The sequence below is a fragment of the Cupriavidus sp. FW305-27 genome (assembly GCF_058787995.1).
Genome location: NZ_JBYTAG010000078.1, coordinates 17,239 through 32,485, shown reverse-complemented (window position 1 = coordinate 32,485; position 15,247 = coordinate 17,239). Strand labels below are relative to the sequence as shown.

The 15,247-nt window shown below is 66.5% G+C and carries 16 protein-coding genes; 9 read left to right on the top strand and 7 right to left on the bottom strand.

Features of this window, described 5'->3' with window-relative positions:
• Positions 1 to 96: 96 nt before the first annotated feature.
• Entirely contained in the window at positions 97 to 786 is a 690-nt protein-coding gene (locus AC3WRI_RS28500; RefSeq protein WP_010812223.1) for a response regulator, read from the bottom strand.
• A gap of 226 nt (positions 787 to 1,012) precedes the next feature.
• Here AC3WRI_RS28500 and recA point away from each other — a divergent pair, with 226 nt between their 5' ends.
• The 8 genes from recA (at position 1,013) to AC3WRI_RS28460 (ending at position 9,384) form a co-directional block, all read left to right on the top strand.
• The gene (gene recA / locus AC3WRI_RS28495; protein WP_010812222.1) at positions 1,013 to 2,077 is read left to right on the top strand and encodes a recombinase RecA; all 1,065 of its coding nucleotides are present in this window, start codon (positions 1,013 to 1,015) and stop codon (positions 2,075 to 2,077) included.
• Between the two features lie 101 nt (positions 2,078 to 2,178).
• Positions 2,179 to 2,655: a recombination regulator RecX gene (recX, locus tag AC3WRI_RS28490; RefSeq protein ID WP_011614566.1), complete on the top strand. Its 477-nt coding sequence runs from the start codon at positions 2,179 to 2,181 to the stop codon at positions 2,653 to 2,655.
• A 143-nt stretch (positions 2,656 to 2,798) separates the two neighbouring features.
• Positions 2,799 to 3,494 carry a DUF2889 domain-containing protein gene (locus AC3WRI_RS28485; RefSeq protein ID WP_011614567.1) on the top strand — a complete coding sequence of 232 codons (696 nt, stop codon included), beginning with the start codon at positions 2,799 to 2,801 and terminating at the stop codon, positions 3,492 to 3,494.
• Between the two features lie 89 nt (positions 3,495 to 3,583).
• On the top strand, positions 3,584 to 4,750 hold the full coding sequence (gene sucC / locus AC3WRI_RS28480) for an ADP-forming succinate--CoA ligase subunit beta (protein WP_058698369.1): 1,167 nt from the start codon (positions 3,584 to 3,586) through the stop codon (positions 4,748 to 4,750).
• A gap of 99 nt (positions 4,751 to 4,849) precedes the next feature.
• Positions 4,850 to 5,731, top strand: a complete 882-nt coding sequence (gene sucD, locus AC3WRI_RS28475; RefSeq protein ID WP_010812218.1) for a succinate--CoA ligase subunit alpha — start codon at positions 4,850 to 4,852, stop codon at positions 5,729 to 5,731.
• A 235-nt stretch (positions 5,732 to 5,966) separates the two neighbouring features.
• Positions 5,967 to 6,662 carry a TerC family protein gene (locus tag AC3WRI_RS28470; protein ID WP_010812217.1) on the top strand — a complete coding sequence of 232 codons (696 nt, stop codon included), beginning with the start codon at positions 5,967 to 5,969 and terminating at the stop codon, positions 6,660 to 6,662.
• Between the two features lie 317 nt (positions 6,663 to 6,979).
• On the top strand, positions 6,980 to 7,474 hold the full coding sequence (locus tag AC3WRI_RS28465) for a pilin (protein WP_010812216.1): 495 nt from the start codon (positions 6,980 to 6,982) through the stop codon (positions 7,472 to 7,474).
• A gap of 101 nt (positions 7,475 to 7,575) precedes the next feature.
• Positions 7,576 to 9,384: a PglL family O-oligosaccharyltransferase gene (locus tag AC3WRI_RS28460; protein ID WP_492294545.1), complete on the top strand. Its 1,809-nt coding sequence runs from the start codon at positions 7,576 to 7,578 to the stop codon at positions 9,382 to 9,384.
• A 1-nt stretch (position 9,385) separates the two neighbouring features.
• On the opposite strand, the gene AC3WRI_RS28455 is transcribed toward AC3WRI_RS28460, so the two are convergent.
• From AC3WRI_RS28455 to moaC, 3 genes are all read right to left on the bottom strand, one after another.
• Positions 9,386 to 9,901, bottom strand: coding sequence for a hypothetical protein (locus tag AC3WRI_RS28455; RefSeq protein ID WP_492294543.1), 516 nt, complete (start codon positions 9,899 to 9,901; stop codon positions 9,386 to 9,388).
• Positions 9,902 to 9,915: 14 nt separating this feature from the next.
• Positions 9,916 to 10,350: a hypothetical protein gene (locus AC3WRI_RS28450; RefSeq protein ID WP_011614573.1), complete on the bottom strand. Its 435-nt coding sequence runs from the start codon at positions 10,348 to 10,350 to the stop codon at positions 9,916 to 9,918.
• A gap of 229 nt (positions 10,351 to 10,579) precedes the next feature.
• The gene (moaC, locus tag AC3WRI_RS28445; protein WP_011614574.1) at positions 10,580 to 11,059 is read right to left on the bottom strand and encodes a cyclic pyranopterin monophosphate synthase MoaC; all 480 of its coding nucleotides are present in this window, start codon (positions 11,057 to 11,059) and stop codon (positions 10,580 to 10,582) included.
• 97 nt (positions 11,060 to 11,156) lie between these two features.
• On the opposite strand from moaC, the gene AC3WRI_RS28440 reads away from it, so the two are divergent.
• Positions 11,157 to 12,995 carry a beta-barrel assembly-enhancing protease gene (locus AC3WRI_RS28440; RefSeq protein WP_037025090.1) on the top strand — a complete coding sequence of 613 codons (1,839 nt, stop codon included), beginning with the start codon at positions 11,157 to 11,159 and terminating at the stop codon, positions 12,993 to 12,995.
• A gap of 9 nt (positions 12,996 to 13,004) precedes the next feature.
• Here the strand turns inward: AC3WRI_RS28440 and AC3WRI_RS28435 are convergent, their stop codons facing one another.
• The 3 genes from AC3WRI_RS28435 to AC3WRI_RS28425 are packed head-to-tail and all read right to left on the bottom strand — an operon-like array spanning position 13,005 to position 15,217.
• Positions 13,005 to 13,595: a DUF2946 family protein gene (locus tag AC3WRI_RS28435; protein WP_010812209.1), complete on the bottom strand. Its 591-nt coding sequence runs from the start codon at positions 13,593 to 13,595 to the stop codon at positions 13,005 to 13,007.
• Between the two features lie 40 nt (positions 13,596 to 13,635).
• A complete protein-coding gene (locus tag AC3WRI_RS28430) occupies positions 13,636 to 14,730 on the bottom strand; it encodes a YheT family hydrolase (protein ID WP_492294541.1) in 1,095 nt (364 codons plus the stop codon).
• Positions 14,731 to 14,776: 46 nt separating this feature from the next.
• A complete protein-coding gene (locus AC3WRI_RS28425; protein ID WP_010812207.1) occupies positions 14,777 to 15,217 on the bottom strand; it encodes a YybH family protein in 441 nt (146 codons plus the stop codon).
• Positions 15,218 to 15,247: the final 30 nt, after the last annotated feature.

Below are 15,247 nucleotides of genomic sequence, written 5' to 3'. Positions count from 1 at the left end.
GCGCGGGGCGGGGCACGCGCCGCCAGGGCAGTCGCAGCAGGCTCATCTCGGCGAGGTTGCGCTCAGGTCAGTCGCGTGGCCTGCGGTGGGGTCGGATCAGTGATGCGTGGCCACCGCCGGCTGGAATTTCTCCAGGCAGTAGCCAAGCCCGCGCACGGTGGCGATGCGGATGCCGCCGACTTCGATCTTCTTGCGCAGCCGGTGCACGTAGACCTCGATGGCGTTGTTGCTGACTTCCTCGCCCCATTCGCACAGGTGGTCCACCAGTTGCTCTTTCGATACCAGGCGGCCGCTGCGTGTCAGCAGGATCTCCAGCAACCCGATCTCGCGCGCGGACAGGTCCAGCATCTGCTCGTTGAGATAGGCGATGCGTCCGACCTGGTCGTAGGCCAGCGGCCCGTGCCGCATCAGCGTGGCGCCGCCGCCGGCGCCGCGCCGCACCAGCGCGCGCACGCGCGCTTCAAGCTCGGACAGGGCAAAGGGCTTGGCCATATAGTCGTCGGCGCCCAGGTCCAGGCCCTTGACGCGCTCGTCGACGCTGTCGGCGGCGGTCAGGATCAGCACCGGCAGCATGGCGCCGCGCGCGCGCAGGCGCTTGAGCACTTCCAGCCCGGACATGCGCGGCAGGCCCAGGTCCAGGATCAGCAGGTCGAAAGTCTGGGTCGACAGCGCGGAATCGGCTTCCAGGCCGTTGGTGACGTGGTCGACGGCGTAACCCGAGTGGCGTAGCGAGCGCGTCAGGCCGTCCGCCAGCACGTCGTCATCTTCGGCGATCAGAATGCGCATGGTTGTCTCCACCCTGGCCGGCATAGCCGGCGCCGGCGGAATGGGGCGCGATGGGGCTTGCCAAGCATACTGTTTTTTTATACAGTACCCGCACGTTCCGCTGGGGCTGCCCGGGGAGACCCCCTGGAGAGCGGCCGCGCAGACAGCCGGGCCGGCGCTGGAGCCGGAAAATGCCGGTGCCGCGCCACATGCGGCCTATTTATACACCATTGATTCAAGGACGACCATGGACGACAAGAAGGCAGGTGCCGGCGTGAGCGCCGAGAAGCAGAAGGCGCTTGCCGCCGCGCTCTCCCAGATCGAGAAGCAGTTCGGCAAGGGCTCGATCATGCGCCTGGGCGACGGCGAGGTCGAGAAGGACATTCAGGTGGTATCCACCGGTTCGCTCGGCCTGGACATCGCGCTTGGCGTCGGTGGCCTGCCGCGCGGCCGCGTGGTCGAGATCTATGGTCCGGAATCGTCGGGCAAGACCACGCTGACGCTGCAGGTCGTGGCCGAGATGCAGAAGCTGGGCGGCACCTGCGCCTTTATCGACGCCGAGCATGCGCTGGACGTCAGCTACGCCAACAAGCTGGGCGTCAACGTCGGCGACCTGCTGATCTCGCAGCCGGACACCGGCGAACAGGCGCTGGAAATCACCGACGCGCTGGTGCGCTCGGGCTCGATCGACCTGATCGTGATCGACTCGGTGGCGGCGCTGGTGCCCAAGGCCGAAATCGAAGGCGAAATGGGCGATTCGCTGCCCGGCCTGCAGGCCCGCCTGATGAGCCAGGCGCTGCGCAAGCTGACCGGCACCATCAAGCGCACCAACTGCCTGGTGATCTTCATCAACCAGATCCGCATGAAGATCGGCGTGATGTTCGGCTCGCCGGAAACCACCACCGGCGGCAACGCGCTCAAGTTCTACGCCTCGGTGCGCCTGGATATCCGCCGCATCGGCTCGATCAAGAAGGGCGACGACGTGATCGGCAACGAGACCAAGGTCAAGGTGGTCAAGAACAAGGTCTCGCCGCCGTTCCGCGAAGCCTTCTTCGACATCCTCTACGGCCAGGGCATCTCGCGCCAGGGCGAGATCATCGACCTGGGCGTGGACGCCAAGATCGTCGAGAAGTCCGGCGCCTGGTACAGCTACAACGGCGACAAGATCGGCCAGGGCAAGGATAACGCGCGCGAATACCTGCGCGAGAACCCTGACATCGCCGACGAGATCGAGAACAAGGTGCGCGCGGCGCTGGGCGTGGTGGCCATGAACCCCACGGCGGCTGCCACGCCGGTAGCGGTCGAAGACTGACCGCGCCAGCGGCCATTGCGCCATCCGGAAGGCCGGGGCATCGCCGATGCCCCGGCCTTTTTGCTTGGCGCGGACCCCTCCATCCACAGATTCCGGCAACCATGGCAACCCGTCCCCCGCTTTCGCTGAAGGCCCGCGCCGTCGGCTACCTGTCTCGCCGCGAGCACAGCCGCGCCGAACTGGCGCGCAAGCTGGCGCCGCATGCCGAGTCGGCCGAGCAGCTGGAGCAGTTGCTGGACGCGCTGGAGCGCGAGAACTGGCTGTCGAACCAGCGCTTTGCCGACAGCCTGGTGCACCGCCGCGGCGCCCGCTACGGCACCGCGCGCGTGATGCAGGAAGCCAAGACCCACAAGCTCGGCAGCGAGCAACTGGGCGATCTGCAGGAGCGGCTGCGCGCCACGGAAGTGGAGCGCGCCCGTGAGGTCTGGCGCAAGCGCTTCGGCACCCCGCCGGACACGCCCGAAGCGCGGGCCAGGCAGATCCGCTTCATGGTGGCGCGCGGGTTCTCGCGTTCGGTCGTCGGCAAGATCATCCAGGGTGCGGACGAAGACTACGGCGACGACGGTGGCGAGGCCTGATGCGCCATGGTCGGCCGACAATCCCGCTGCGACAGTTGCTGCACAAGGATGTTCCCGGCCAAAGCGGCGCGGCATGTTAAACTCCCCCGGTTTTCGGTGCTCCGGCACCGCCGTTCCCCAGCCCCCGTATTTCCAGCCTGGCCATGCCTCTGTCCCAGCCCGTCAACCGCTCCCAGCGTCACCGTCGCGCCATTACGGCCGAGGCGTACCAGAGAGAGGACGGCTTGTGGGATATCGAGGTGCGCCTGACCGACACCAAGCCTCGCGACATCGAACTGGCCGGCGACCGCGTCCGCCCGGTAGGCCAGCCCCTGCACGACCTGTGGTTGCGCGTCACGATCAATGAGGAAATGACGGTGCTGGATGCCGAGGCCTGCTCGGACTGGGTGCCGTATCCATCTCATTGCGACACGATCGGCCCGGCTTACCGCAAGCTGATCGGCCTGAACCTGCGCAAGGGCTTTCGCAAGGCCGTGCGCGAGCGCCTGGGCGGCATGCACGGTTGCTCACACCTGACCGAGGCCGCTGGCGTGCTGCCCAGCACGGCGATCCAGGCCTTTGCCGGTGAAGTCATCAATATCCGCGACAACGGCGAGGACGACCCGAATCCGGAGCCGCCCTATCAGTTGAACGGCTGCCACGCCCTGCGTTTCGATGGCGAGGTGGTTCGTCAGTTTTACCCGCGCTGGTATGGTCACCAGCCGACGCCCAAGGTACGGGCCGAGGCAGCACCTGCCGTCGCAACTGCGCCTCAGGCGCCGCCCGCGGCCAATGGCGACCGCGGCAATGATGGCAACGACGCTGTCCCGGCCGAGCGGCCGACCGGCACCTCCGGCTGATTCTCAGGATTGGCCAGCCTGACGAGAGAGTTCGTCTTCTTTCAGATTCTTCCCTTCTACCTTTTACGCCTACCCGAAAGGAAACACGCATGAATATCCATGAGTATCAAGGCAAGGAAATCCTGCGCAAATACAATGTGCCGGTTCCGCGCGGCATCCCCGCGTTCTCGGTTGACGAGGCCCTGAAGGCCGCAGAAACGCTCGGCGGCCCGGTGTGGGTCGTCAAGGCTCAGATTCATGCGGGTGGCCGCGGCAAGGGCGGCGGCGTGAAGGTTGCCAAGAGCATCGACGACGTCAAGACCTACGCTTCGAACATCCTGGGCATGCAGCTGGTCACGCACCAGACCGGCCCGGAAGGCAAGAAGGTCAACCGCCTGCTGATCGAAGAAGGCGCCGACATCAAGAAGGAACTGTACGTTTCGCTGGTGGTGGACCGTGTTTCGCAGAAGGTCGCGCTGATGGCCTCGAGCGAAGGCGGCATGGACATCGAAGAAGTCGCCGCCCACAGCCCGGAAAAGATCCACACCCTGATCATCGAGCCGTCGGTTGGCCTGACCGACGCTGAAGCCGACGACATCGCCCGCAAGATCGGCGTGCCCGACGCGAGCGTGGCGCAAGCCCGCCAGGCCCTGCAAGGCCTGTACAAGGCGTTCTATGAAACCGACGCTTCGCTGGCTGAAATCAACCCGCTGATCCTGACCGGCGACGGCAAGGTCATCGCGCTGGACGCCAAGTTCAACTTCGACTCGAACGCGCTGTTCCGTCACCCGGAAATCGTGGCCTATCGCGACCTGGATGAAGAAGACGCCAACGAAATCGAGGCCTCGAAGTTCGACCTGGCCTACATCTCGCTGGACGGCAACATCGGCTGCCTGGTGAACGGCGCCGGCCTGGCCATGGCCACCATGGACACCATCAAGCTGTTCGGCGGCGAGCCGGCCAACTTCCTCGACGTGGGCGGCGGTGCCACCACCGAGAAGGTGACCGAAGCCTTCAAGCTGATGCTGAGCAACCCGAACGTGCAGGCCATCCTGGTCAACATCTTCGGCGGCATCATGCGTTGCGACGTGATCGCCGAAGGCGTGATCTCCGCGTCCAAGGCCGTGCACCTGACGGTGCCGCTGGTCGTGCGCATGAAGGGCACCAACGAAGACCTCGGCAAGAAGATGCTGGCCGACTCGGGCCTGCCCATCATCTCGGCCGACACGATGGAAGAAGCCGCCCAGAAGGTGGTGGCCGCTGCCGCTGGCAAGTAAGCCGTCGCACGAACGCAACCATACGCGAACGCGGGCGGTGCGCAGGCGCTCCCTTGAGCCCCTGTGCGCGCCGCTCGTAGCCAAGCAAAGGATTACAGCATGTCGATTCTGATCAACAAAGACACCAAGGTCATCACCCAGGGCATTACCGGCAAGACCGGCCAGTTCCACACCCGTGGCTGCCGCGACTACGCCAACGGCAAGAACGCCTTCGTAGCAGGCGTGAACCCCAAGAAGGCCGGCGAAGACTTCGAAGGCATTCCCATCTACGCCAGCGTCAAGGACGCCAAGGCCCAGACCGGCGCCACCGTGTCGGTCATCTACGTGCCGCCCGCAGGCGCCGCTGCCGCGATCTGGGAAGCCGTTGACGCCGACCTGGACCTGGTGGTCTGCATTACCGAAGGCATCCCCGTGCGCGACATGATGGAAGTCAAGGACCGCATGCGCCGCGAGAACAAGAAGACCCTGCTGCTGGGACCGAACTGCCCGGGCCTGATCACGCCGGACGAAATCAAGATCGGCATCATGCCGGGCCACATCCACCGCAAGGGCCGCATCGGCGTAGTGTCGCGCTCGGGCACGCTGACGTACGAAGCCGTGGGCCAGCTGACCGCGCTGGGCCTGGGCCAGTCGTCGGCTGTCGGCATTGGTGGCGACCCCATCAACGGCCTGAAGCACATCGACGTGATGAAGATGTTCAACGACGATCCGGAAACGGACGCCGTGGTCATGATCGGTGAGATCGGCGGTCCGGACGAAGCCAACGCGGCTTACTGGATCAAGGAAAACATGAAGAAGCCGGTGGTTGGCTTCATCGCTGGCGTGACCGCGCCTCCGGGCAAGCGCATGGGCCACGCCGGCGCGCTGATCTCGGGCGGTGCCGATACCGCCCAGGCCAAGCTGGAAATCATGGAAGCCTGCGGTATCAAGGTGACCAAGAACCCGTCGGAGATGGGCCGCCTGCTGAAGGCAATGCTGTAAGTCGTACCTCGCCATTCCAGCGAGCGCTGGAATGGCGAACCAGGCAATGCCCCCGCCCGCGCGGGGGCATTGTCATTCTGGAGGACGGATTCGGCGTGGCTTCCGGCACGAAACATTACAGGATTGAAATCTAATCGAAAGGTTCGTGCGGTAAACAGTCATGTCCGTGTTTCGAGACATCCGAAATCCCGTCAGATGACGGGTGTGCAACCTATAAAATTCGAGGAGCCCTCCCGTGGAACTGCTGTCTTCCACCACATTCTGGATTGCGTTGGGATCGATCATCCTGACCAATATCGTCCTGTCCGGCGACAACGCGGTGGTGATCGCGCTCGCCTCGCGCAACCTGCCGCCCGCCCAGCAGAAGAAAGCCATCTTCTGGGGCAGTGCCGCCGCCATCATCATGCGCGTGGTGCTGACCGTGGCCGCGGTCAAGCTGCTGAGCCTGCCGTACCTGAAGATCGTCGGTGCCGTGCTGCTGGTCTACATCGGCGTGCAACTGCTGACCGGCGATGACGATGAGGAAGGCCACGACGGCAAGGACAATATCTGGGCCGCCATCCGCACCATCCTGATCGCGGACCTGGTGATGTCGCTCGACAACGTGGTGGCCGTGGCCGCCGCCGCGCAGAAGGGCCCCGAGGGCAGCCAGCTGATGCTGCTGATCATCGGCCTGGGCCTGTCGATCCCGCTGATCGTGTTCGGCAGCACGCTGCTGCTCAAGGTCATGGAGCGCTTCCCGGTCATCATCGTGCTGGGTGCCGCGCTGTTGGGCTACCTGGCCGGTGAGATGCTGGTCAGCGACCCGGTCGACGCCGCCTGGTTCGAAGTCCACGTGCCGCACGCCCACCTGGTATTCGGCGCCGCCGGCGCGATCATGGTGGTGATCATGGGCAAGCTGCTGAGCCGCCGGTCGGCACAGGCCGCCTGACGAGATTTCGCCCAGGCGAGAAGGGCGGCCAGCTGGCCGCCCTTTTTCGTTGGCGCGCCGCAAGGCGGCCGTCGGTGCCTTGGCCAACTAACTCATGTGAGTGATCGCACATTTTGTCGCTTCGCGCGGCGGTAGCGAGCGCAAGTGACAAATTTTGGCGCATACGGCATGCATCCCCCTGATGGGTGACGAAATTTGTCGCTTTTCACCCCCTACGGATGGGGGATGCCGCTGGCACGCTTACTGCTCAATGGTTCCCGCGTCACGAAACCGAAGACGTGCAACGCTTAACCAAAATCTCTTCGAGGGGTCAAATCATGCAACGGGTACAACTGAAGAAACTGGGCCGTCGTGTCCAGAAGGGCTTTACGCTGATTGAACTGATGATCGTGGTGGCGATCATTGGTATTTTGGCTGCAATCGCTATCCCGCAGTACCAGGACTACGTTACCAAGTCGAAGTGGCAGAACAATATTTCCGACCTGGCGGCTCTCAAAACGGCCATTTCCCAGTGTCTCCAGGTCAACGCTGGTGATGGCTCGTTGTGCGACACTGCGGCAGAGCTCAACATCACGTCGCTGCCGACACCGAAGTACGGTACCGCCGCTGTTGCCCTTGTGGGCACTGCAGCCGTCGCTGGTCCGCCCGCAGTTCCGGGTAAAGTGAACGTCAAGTTCACTGGGAAACCCGAGGTTGGCGGCTACATTTACGAAGCGGATTGGGCGCCGGACGCGACTGGAACTCAAGTTGCGTTTACGAAGGTCGGCACCGATAGCATTCCCGCTAATATTATGCCGGCGGCGAACCGCTAATCACTGCTGTATAGTGGATTGGACGTAAAGCGCCTTCGGGCGCTTTTTCTTTATCTACGCCCCAAGCTATCATGCGCCTTTTCCCCTAAACAGGCGCCCCGATGCAGCTGTCCAGGCCCTTTCCACCCTCGGCCGCCCTCATCGCAGCAATCGTCGCCCCGCTGCTAGTCTCCCGGCACACTCTGCCGCTCGCGACGTTCTATGGCGAATGGATCGCAGCACTCTGTGCTATCGCCGTCTTCGCGATCACTGCGATCCGCAAGCTCGCCGCATCGACCCCGGCAGCCGCCGTGTCCATACCGTCGGTCTCCTTGCTGTTCCTCTGCCTAACCATCATCAGCCTGGTACTAGGCGCCCTCGGCCACGCTGACATCACTGGCAGCCGCACGATCACGGTCCTCACGCTGATCCTCGGCGCCACAGTGACATGCGCCGCATGGTGGCACCGCCGCGCGACAGCAACGAGCACGCAGGATATCGGCGATGACTTGGCCACTGCCTTCCTCGTCGCCGGCCTGCTAGGCACCGTAATGCAGTGGGTGCAATTGTTCCATCTCGAATCCCGCGCCTTCGGCCTCGTCTCCACTTACTTCTACGACAACAACCGCCGCCTCTGGGGCAACCTGAACCAGCCCAACCACCAGGCCACCGTTGAAGGCCTGGCGCTGGTGGCATCAGTATGGCTGGCCTCCCGTCGCCGCCTGCGCTTCCCGATGTGGCTCGCTGCCGTGGTCTTGCTGGAAAGCGGCATCGTACTGTCCGGTTCGCGCACCGGCGTGCTGCATGTTGGCCTGGCTGCGGTCTATGCACTGGTCGCGGCATGGCTTGCACGAGGCGGGCGGCGCGACTCGGACCCAATGCAGCGACCAGTCGGTCTGCTCGTCGCCGCCGTTGCAATGGTGGCGATGCTACTGATCCTGCAGCCCGCAATCCGCGCCGCAGGGCAAGCCTTCGACTGGCGCCTGTTCGACACCATCGCCCAACTCGAAGCCGAAGACCAGATGTCCGCGCGCGGCGCACTATGGACCCACGCGCTGGCGATGTTCCGCTCCCACCCGTGGTTCGGCGTCGGCTGGGGCGAGTTCGGCTGGGCGCAATTCCAGCAGTTGCAGCAAGTCGGCGTGAAGGTGGAGATGTCCCTGCACGCCCACAACGCCATCCTCGACCTGCTGGCAAAGACAGGCATCATAGGTACCGCCGGCGTGGGCCTGATCCTGCTGGCGTGGCTATGGCGCGTGATTCGCGTTCGCTTGTGGCACGGCGATAGCGAAGAGCGCAAGCAGACCGTGCTGGTTCTCACCTGGCTGGCGATGCTGTGCGCGCATTCGATGCTCGAATACCCGCTGCATTACCTCTATTTCTTCCTGCCGTTCTGCTTCATGCTCGGCTGGCTGGAGCCGTCGGGTTTCGGGCGGTGGCGTGTGCCTATGCCAGTGGCACGTGGGCTGGCGATCGCGTTTGTCGTGGTAGCCGCGATCGTGCTGGCCACCATGTGGCAAGACTACCGCCGCGCCGAAGCGCGCGAATACGCCAGCAGCGAAGGCCGCAACGCCTTGCCGATGCCGCGCTTCTGGTTCCGCCAGCACGCGCAGGCCGACGCTGCCGGCCTGGCCACGATTACGCCGGCCAATGCGGCCGAGTTGTTGCCCGCTCACATCGCGGCCGTCCACCTGCTGCCTACGCCGACCATGATCGCGCGCACCGCATGGCTGCTGGCGCTGACGGGCGATCCTGCGCAAGGCCGCCAGTGGATGGAACGGCTGCGCTGGTACTACCTTGGCGATGAAGTTGCGCAATACGCCGAGATTGCGAAGGCATGCCGCGATCTGGCAGCAGACCAACGCCCGCAGGGATTCTGCGCATGGGTCGGCGACCGTTCGCGTCGGTACTCCGAATGGCCCCGGGACTGACCTAGTAGTACGGGTACGGGCTGTAGTAGACCGGCGGCGGAGGCGGCGGATAGTAGTAGTACCGAGGTGCCGGCGGCGCAGCGGCGACGCGTCCGGGGGCCGGCACGCGGTTGCCGCTGGCGTACATGCACTGAACGTAGGCGGCATCGTATTGCTGTTGCGTGCCGTAACCCGCGTACTGGGCATTGCCAGCGCCGACCGCCGCGCCAGTCAGCAGGCCGACGCCCGCACCCACCGCCGCACCCGATCCGCCATTGAACGCCGCGCCCGCCGCTGCGCCCAGCGCGGTGCCGACCACGGCGCTGCCGACGGCGGCATTGTTGGCGGCCTGCGAGGATGAGACACCGCCCACCCGCCCAAAGGCGAACTGGCGGCAGTTGTAGTCGTCGGCGCGGAACTGGTCGAAGCTCTTGCCGGTGCCCGGCAGTACCATCACGCTGGGGCCGGCAGGCATCACGGCGCAGGCGCCGAGGGTCAGGGTGGCCACGGCCAGCGTGGCGCGGGTCAGGGTATGCATGGTGTCACCCCGCATCAGGAGTTGGCCGGCGGCTGTGCCGGTATGCGCTGCCAGCCGCCGGGGCAGGCCTGCACATAGGGGTAGTAGCCTTCGGGCTGGTCGCAGTGGTACCACCAGCCCTGCTGCGGCGCTACGCCGTCCGGGCCGGGGACCGGCACGGGGCCGTTCGGACCCTGTTCGATGTACTGCGGCGGCGCCGCGGGTGCGGTGACCACGGCGGGCGGGTAGTAGTACGGGGCGGGGTAGCCATACGGGTAGCCGCCATAGAACACGCCGGGCCCGAAATAGAGGCCCACGCCGACGCTTGTGCGTGTCTTGATAAAGCCGCCGCGTGCGTCGCTATCGTGCAAAGCGGCATCGTGGAGATCGGCCCGCCCGGCGAGGGCGGCGCCGCTTGCGGCCGTGGCCGCGAGTGCCAGGGCGATCTGGCAGAGCATGCGCCCGTTCATGGTATCCACCTCATCCCCGCGCGCACCGCATGGCACGCCACGGACAGGGTCAGCAGGCCGCAACCAGCGGCGGGCCTGCAATCATATTGAATACCAAATTGTCCCGCGCCGGCGCCACGGCGGCCCGGCTGGAAATGCGGCGTTACCTCTATTACCGGGGAACGACCCTGGCGTAAGACATCGTGACACTGCCCATCGCGGCGCGTGTTGCAGGCGTCACGTGCGGAGGTCAGCCGGCCGCGACCCAATCCCCCGACTTGCCCCCATGCTTTTCCAGCAACTTCACATTGCCGATCACCATGCCGCGGTCCACCGCCTTGCACATGTCGTAGATCGTCAGCAGCGCCACCTGCACGCCGGTCAGTGCTTCCATCTCCACGCCGGTCTGGCCGCGGGTTTCGGTGCGCACGGTGCAGGCGACAGTGGCGGTGGCCTCGTCCAATGCGAACTCGACCGCCACCTTGGTCAGGCCGATCGGGTGGCATAGCGGGATCAGGTCGGCGGTGCGCTTGGTGGCCATGATCGCCGCCACGCGGGCGATGCCGATCACGTCGCCTTTCTTGGCGCTGCCGTCGCGCACCAGCGTGAAGGTGGCTGGCTGCATGGTGATGGTGCCGGTGGCCACGGCGACGCGGTGGGTGCTGGCCTTGTCGCCGACGTCGACCATGTGGGCTTGTCCGGCGGTATCGAAATGGGTGAGCTGGGTCATGATCGAGAGCTTCAGTGCGAACTGCGTGCTGGTGGCCGCCGGCGTCCCTGGGAAGCATCCGATGGGAACGGCCACGGGAGGCCGCTATCATAGCAACATGCCAAAACACCCATCGCTTCGCAGGTCTGCCGCACGCGGCCCCGGCGCCGTGGCGGACGCTGTTCCCGCCGGCTCCGCGTCACATCGCGCAGGCGCCGGCCATTGCCGCGCTGGCGGCGCATGGACGCCATGGCGGCGGCCGCTGGCGGCGCTGCTGGCGCTGACGTTCGCGGCGCCGGCCTGGCCCCAGGGTACGCCGCGCACGGCCCCGGCGCCAGCCACGCCGGTGGCGGCTGCGCCCGCGGCCCGGCCCCCGCAGCCGGTGCCCGCCATCTCGGGCGAGGCCAGCGACCAGGTCTATGACAACCTGAACCGCAGCGTGAAGGCGGGCCAGAAGTCCGAGTTCGGCCTGCGCACCAACAACGCGGTGGTGGAGGCCGGCGGCGTGCAGTTGCCGGACCTGGGCGACCCGTCCACGGCGTCGCTGTCGCCCGACATGGAAAAGCGCCTGGGCGACCGCATCATGCGCGATATCCGGCGCGACCCGCTGTACGTGCCGGATCCGCTGCTGTCCGATTACCTGAACGCGCTGGGCTACCGGCTGGTGCAGGCGGCGCGGCGCCAGAATATCTCCGGCTCGACCGGTGCGGGCACCTTTGCCACCGGCTTTGACCTGTTCGCGGTGCGTGACCGCAGCATCAACGCGTTTGCGCTGCCGGGCGGCTATATCGGCGTGCATACCGGGCTGCTGGTGCAGTCCGATACGGAATCGGAACTGGCCTCGGTGCTGGGCCATGAAATCGGCCACGTGATGCAGCGGCATATCGCGCGTGGCATCACCTCGCAGGACCAGTCGATGTGGATCGCGCTGGCCTCGATGGTGCTGGCGGGCCTGGCCGCCACGCGCAGCCCGGACGCCGCGGCGGCGCTGGCCATGGGCGGGCAGGGCGCGGCCATCGCCAACCAGCTGTCGTTCTCGCGCGGGGCCGAGCGCGAGGCCGACCGGGTCGGCTTCCAGATCCTGACCGCGGCGGGGTTTGACCCGCAGGGCATGCCCGATTTCTTCATGCGGCTGCAGCGCGCATCGGGGACCGCGGAAAATTCGGTCCCGTCTTATGTGCGGACTCACCCGCTGACCTCCGAGCGGATTGCCGACATGCAGGACCGCGTCAGCCATGCCAGCAAGCGCAAGGTCGCCAACACGCCTGAATACGAGTTTGCGCGGATGCGGGCCCGCGTGATCCAGGAATCGTCGCCCAGCGACCTGCAGAACCTGCGCGCGGCGCTGCGCACGCAACTGCCGGGAGCAACGGCACTGCGTGCTCCGGCGCTGCACTACGGCCTTGCCTTCACCGAACAGCGGCTGGGCCGCTACCCGGCCGCCGAACAGGAGCTGGCCGAGGCGCGACGTCTCTACGGCAATATTCCCGGCGCCTCCTCGGGCAGCCCCATGCTGGACGTGATGGCGGTGGAACTGGCGCGCGCGCAGGGCCGCGTGCCCGAGGCGCTGTCCCAGGCCAGCGCGTCGATGAAGGCGTTCCCGCTGTCGCATGCGGTGGCGATTGCCTATGCCGATACCCTGGTCGGCTCAGGCCGCTATGAAGAGGCCGTGCGCTTCCTGCGCGAACGCACGCGCCAGGAGACCAGCCGCAGCGAATGGTGGGAGCTGCTGGCGCGCGCCTACGCGGGCCAGGGCAAGCGCTTGCAGCAGCACCAGGCGCTGGCCGAGAAGTATGCGATGGACGGCGCCTACCAGGCCGCGATCGAGCAGTTGCAGATCGCGCGCAAGGCCGGCGACGGCGACTTCTACACGCTGTCCGAGGTCGATGCGCGCCTGCACCAGCTGGAGCGCCAGTACCGCGAGGACAAGCAGGACAGCAAGGGCATGCCTAACTGAGGCAGGCGTTCAGCCAGCCGGCGGCGCCGGCTGGCGCACGAAGCCAAAGCGCCTGGGCACCTCGCTCTCGGCAACCGGCTCGATCGGGATGTCGCGGCCATCGTGGTGGAATACGCCCAGGTCAGTGCCGCAGGCTTCGCCATGCCAGGTGCTGGCGCCGCTGAACAGTTCCAGGTCGTGGTCGTGCAGCAGGGCGGCCTGCTGTGCCGGCGGGCTGCCTTGCGCCATGCCCTCGACCGTGCCGGCCAGCACCACGTTGCCGTGCTCGTCGGCGTAGCAGGCCTGCAGCGTGAAGGCCTGCTGCGTGGTCGTGCGCAGCGCGCCTTCATGCAGCCGCACCACCCACGGCGCATAGCCCAGCGAAACGAACACCCGCTGCGGGCCGTTCTGGAAGTACCAGGCGCCGCGCTCGTCGCACAGGTAGTTGCGTTCGATAAAGCCGATCAGCGCTTCATGGCGGATGGGGTCGCCCGAAAGCCCGTGCTGCTGGGCGTACTCATTGCGCAGGCGCCACTGGCCGCGGCGGTCCAGTGCCAGCCAGCCGTAGGCGTTGGGCACGTTGGGCCAGCGTGCCATGGCTTGCCTGACGATCTCGTCCATGTCTGTCTCCTCGGCGGGCCGTGGGGGGACTGCGCCCGCCTCACATCATGCCGTCAAAAAATCTCAGGATCCGTGCCGGCAACCATTCGATGTCGCCGCTGAAGCGCCCGTCGGGCAGCAGGGGCAGGTGCCGGCGCCAGCCCTCGGGCGGGGTCATGAAGCCGACATGGCCGCCGTGCTCGGGCTGTTCCAGCCATACCTGGGGGCTGGCGTCGGCCGGGCCGGGCAGGTGCCGGGCCGGCAGGAAGGGATCGTTGCGCGCATTGAGCACCAGCGTGGGCACGGCGATGTCGCGCAGCACGGGTTTGCTGGCGGCGCGGCGCCAGTAGTCGTCGGTATCGACAAAGCCGTGCAGCGGCGCGGTGACGACGTTGTCGAAGGCGTACAGGTCGCGGCTGGCCAGCATCGTGTCGCGGTCGAACAGCCCCGGGAACTGCCCCAGCTTGGCCAGCGACTTGCGCTTGAGCGTCTGCAGGAACATGCGCGTATAGACCAGGTTGAAGCCGGCCGACAGCGCCGCACCGCCGGCAGCCAGGTCCAGCGGCGCGGAGATCGCCGCGGCCGCATGCACGTGGCCGGCGCTGGTGCCGTCCTCGCCCAGGAAGCGCAGCAGTGCGTTGCCGCCCAGCGAGATCCCCACCACCAGCAGCTTGCGCCCGTTGGCGCAATGGCGCTGGCGTATGCGTTCCAGCACCCAGCGGATCTCGGCCGAATCGCCCGAATGGTAGAAGCGCGGTGCCAGGTTGAGCTCGCCCGAGCAGCCGCGGAAATGCGGGACCACGCCCTGCCAGCCGCGCAGGGACAGCGCATGCATCAGCGCCTGCGCGTAGTGGCTGCCGGAATCGCCCTCCAGGCCGTGGAACATCACCACCAGCGGCGTGTCCGGGCGCACCGGGTGGGTGGTCCAGTCGAGGTCGATGAAGTCCTGGTCGGGGGTATCCCAGCGCTCGCGGCGGAAGCTCACGCGCGGCGGGCGGCGCGTGAAGCGCGCGGGGATGATGGTCTGGGCATGGCCGCCGCGCAGCCACCAGGGCATCGGCACGCCTTCGCCGTAGCCATGGCCGGGCGCCGTGGCGGGATCAGCCTGGGCGGCGTGGACGGCCTGGGGAAGGCGGTGGTGCGGAAGCTGCGTCATGCCGGCGTGGTGTTGCAGCAGGCCGCGGCGCGGCGGCCATGCGGGTTCAGTGCAGCGCCTGCCCCGGCGCGGCGGCCACGGCGGCAACCTGCACCGCGTTGGCCGGGCTGCAGTGGATATGCGCCAGGCGCCAGCCTTCGTGGTTCTGCATCAGTACATAGGTGGTGTGCACGTACAGGTCGGCCTCGACGCGGTCGCCGCCGAAGCGCAGCGCCTCGGTCACGTCGAAGATCGACACGGCCATCGACGCATGGCTGCTGGTCTCGATTGCATCGACCAGCACCGGCTGTTCTTCCAGCAGTTGCAGGAAGGCCTGGCGCAGCTGTTCGTGGCCGATCAGGCGCTGGCCGTCGGGCAGCACGCAGGTGATCGAGTCTTCGTCCAGCCACAGGCGCAGCGCGCCGTCTGCGTCGCGCAGCTTCAGCGCTTCGCGAAAGGCTTCGACGATGTCTTCGGCGGAATCGAACAGGCGGGCAAAGCGAGGCATGGTGGCAGTAGAAGTGGCGAGGGCAGTGAG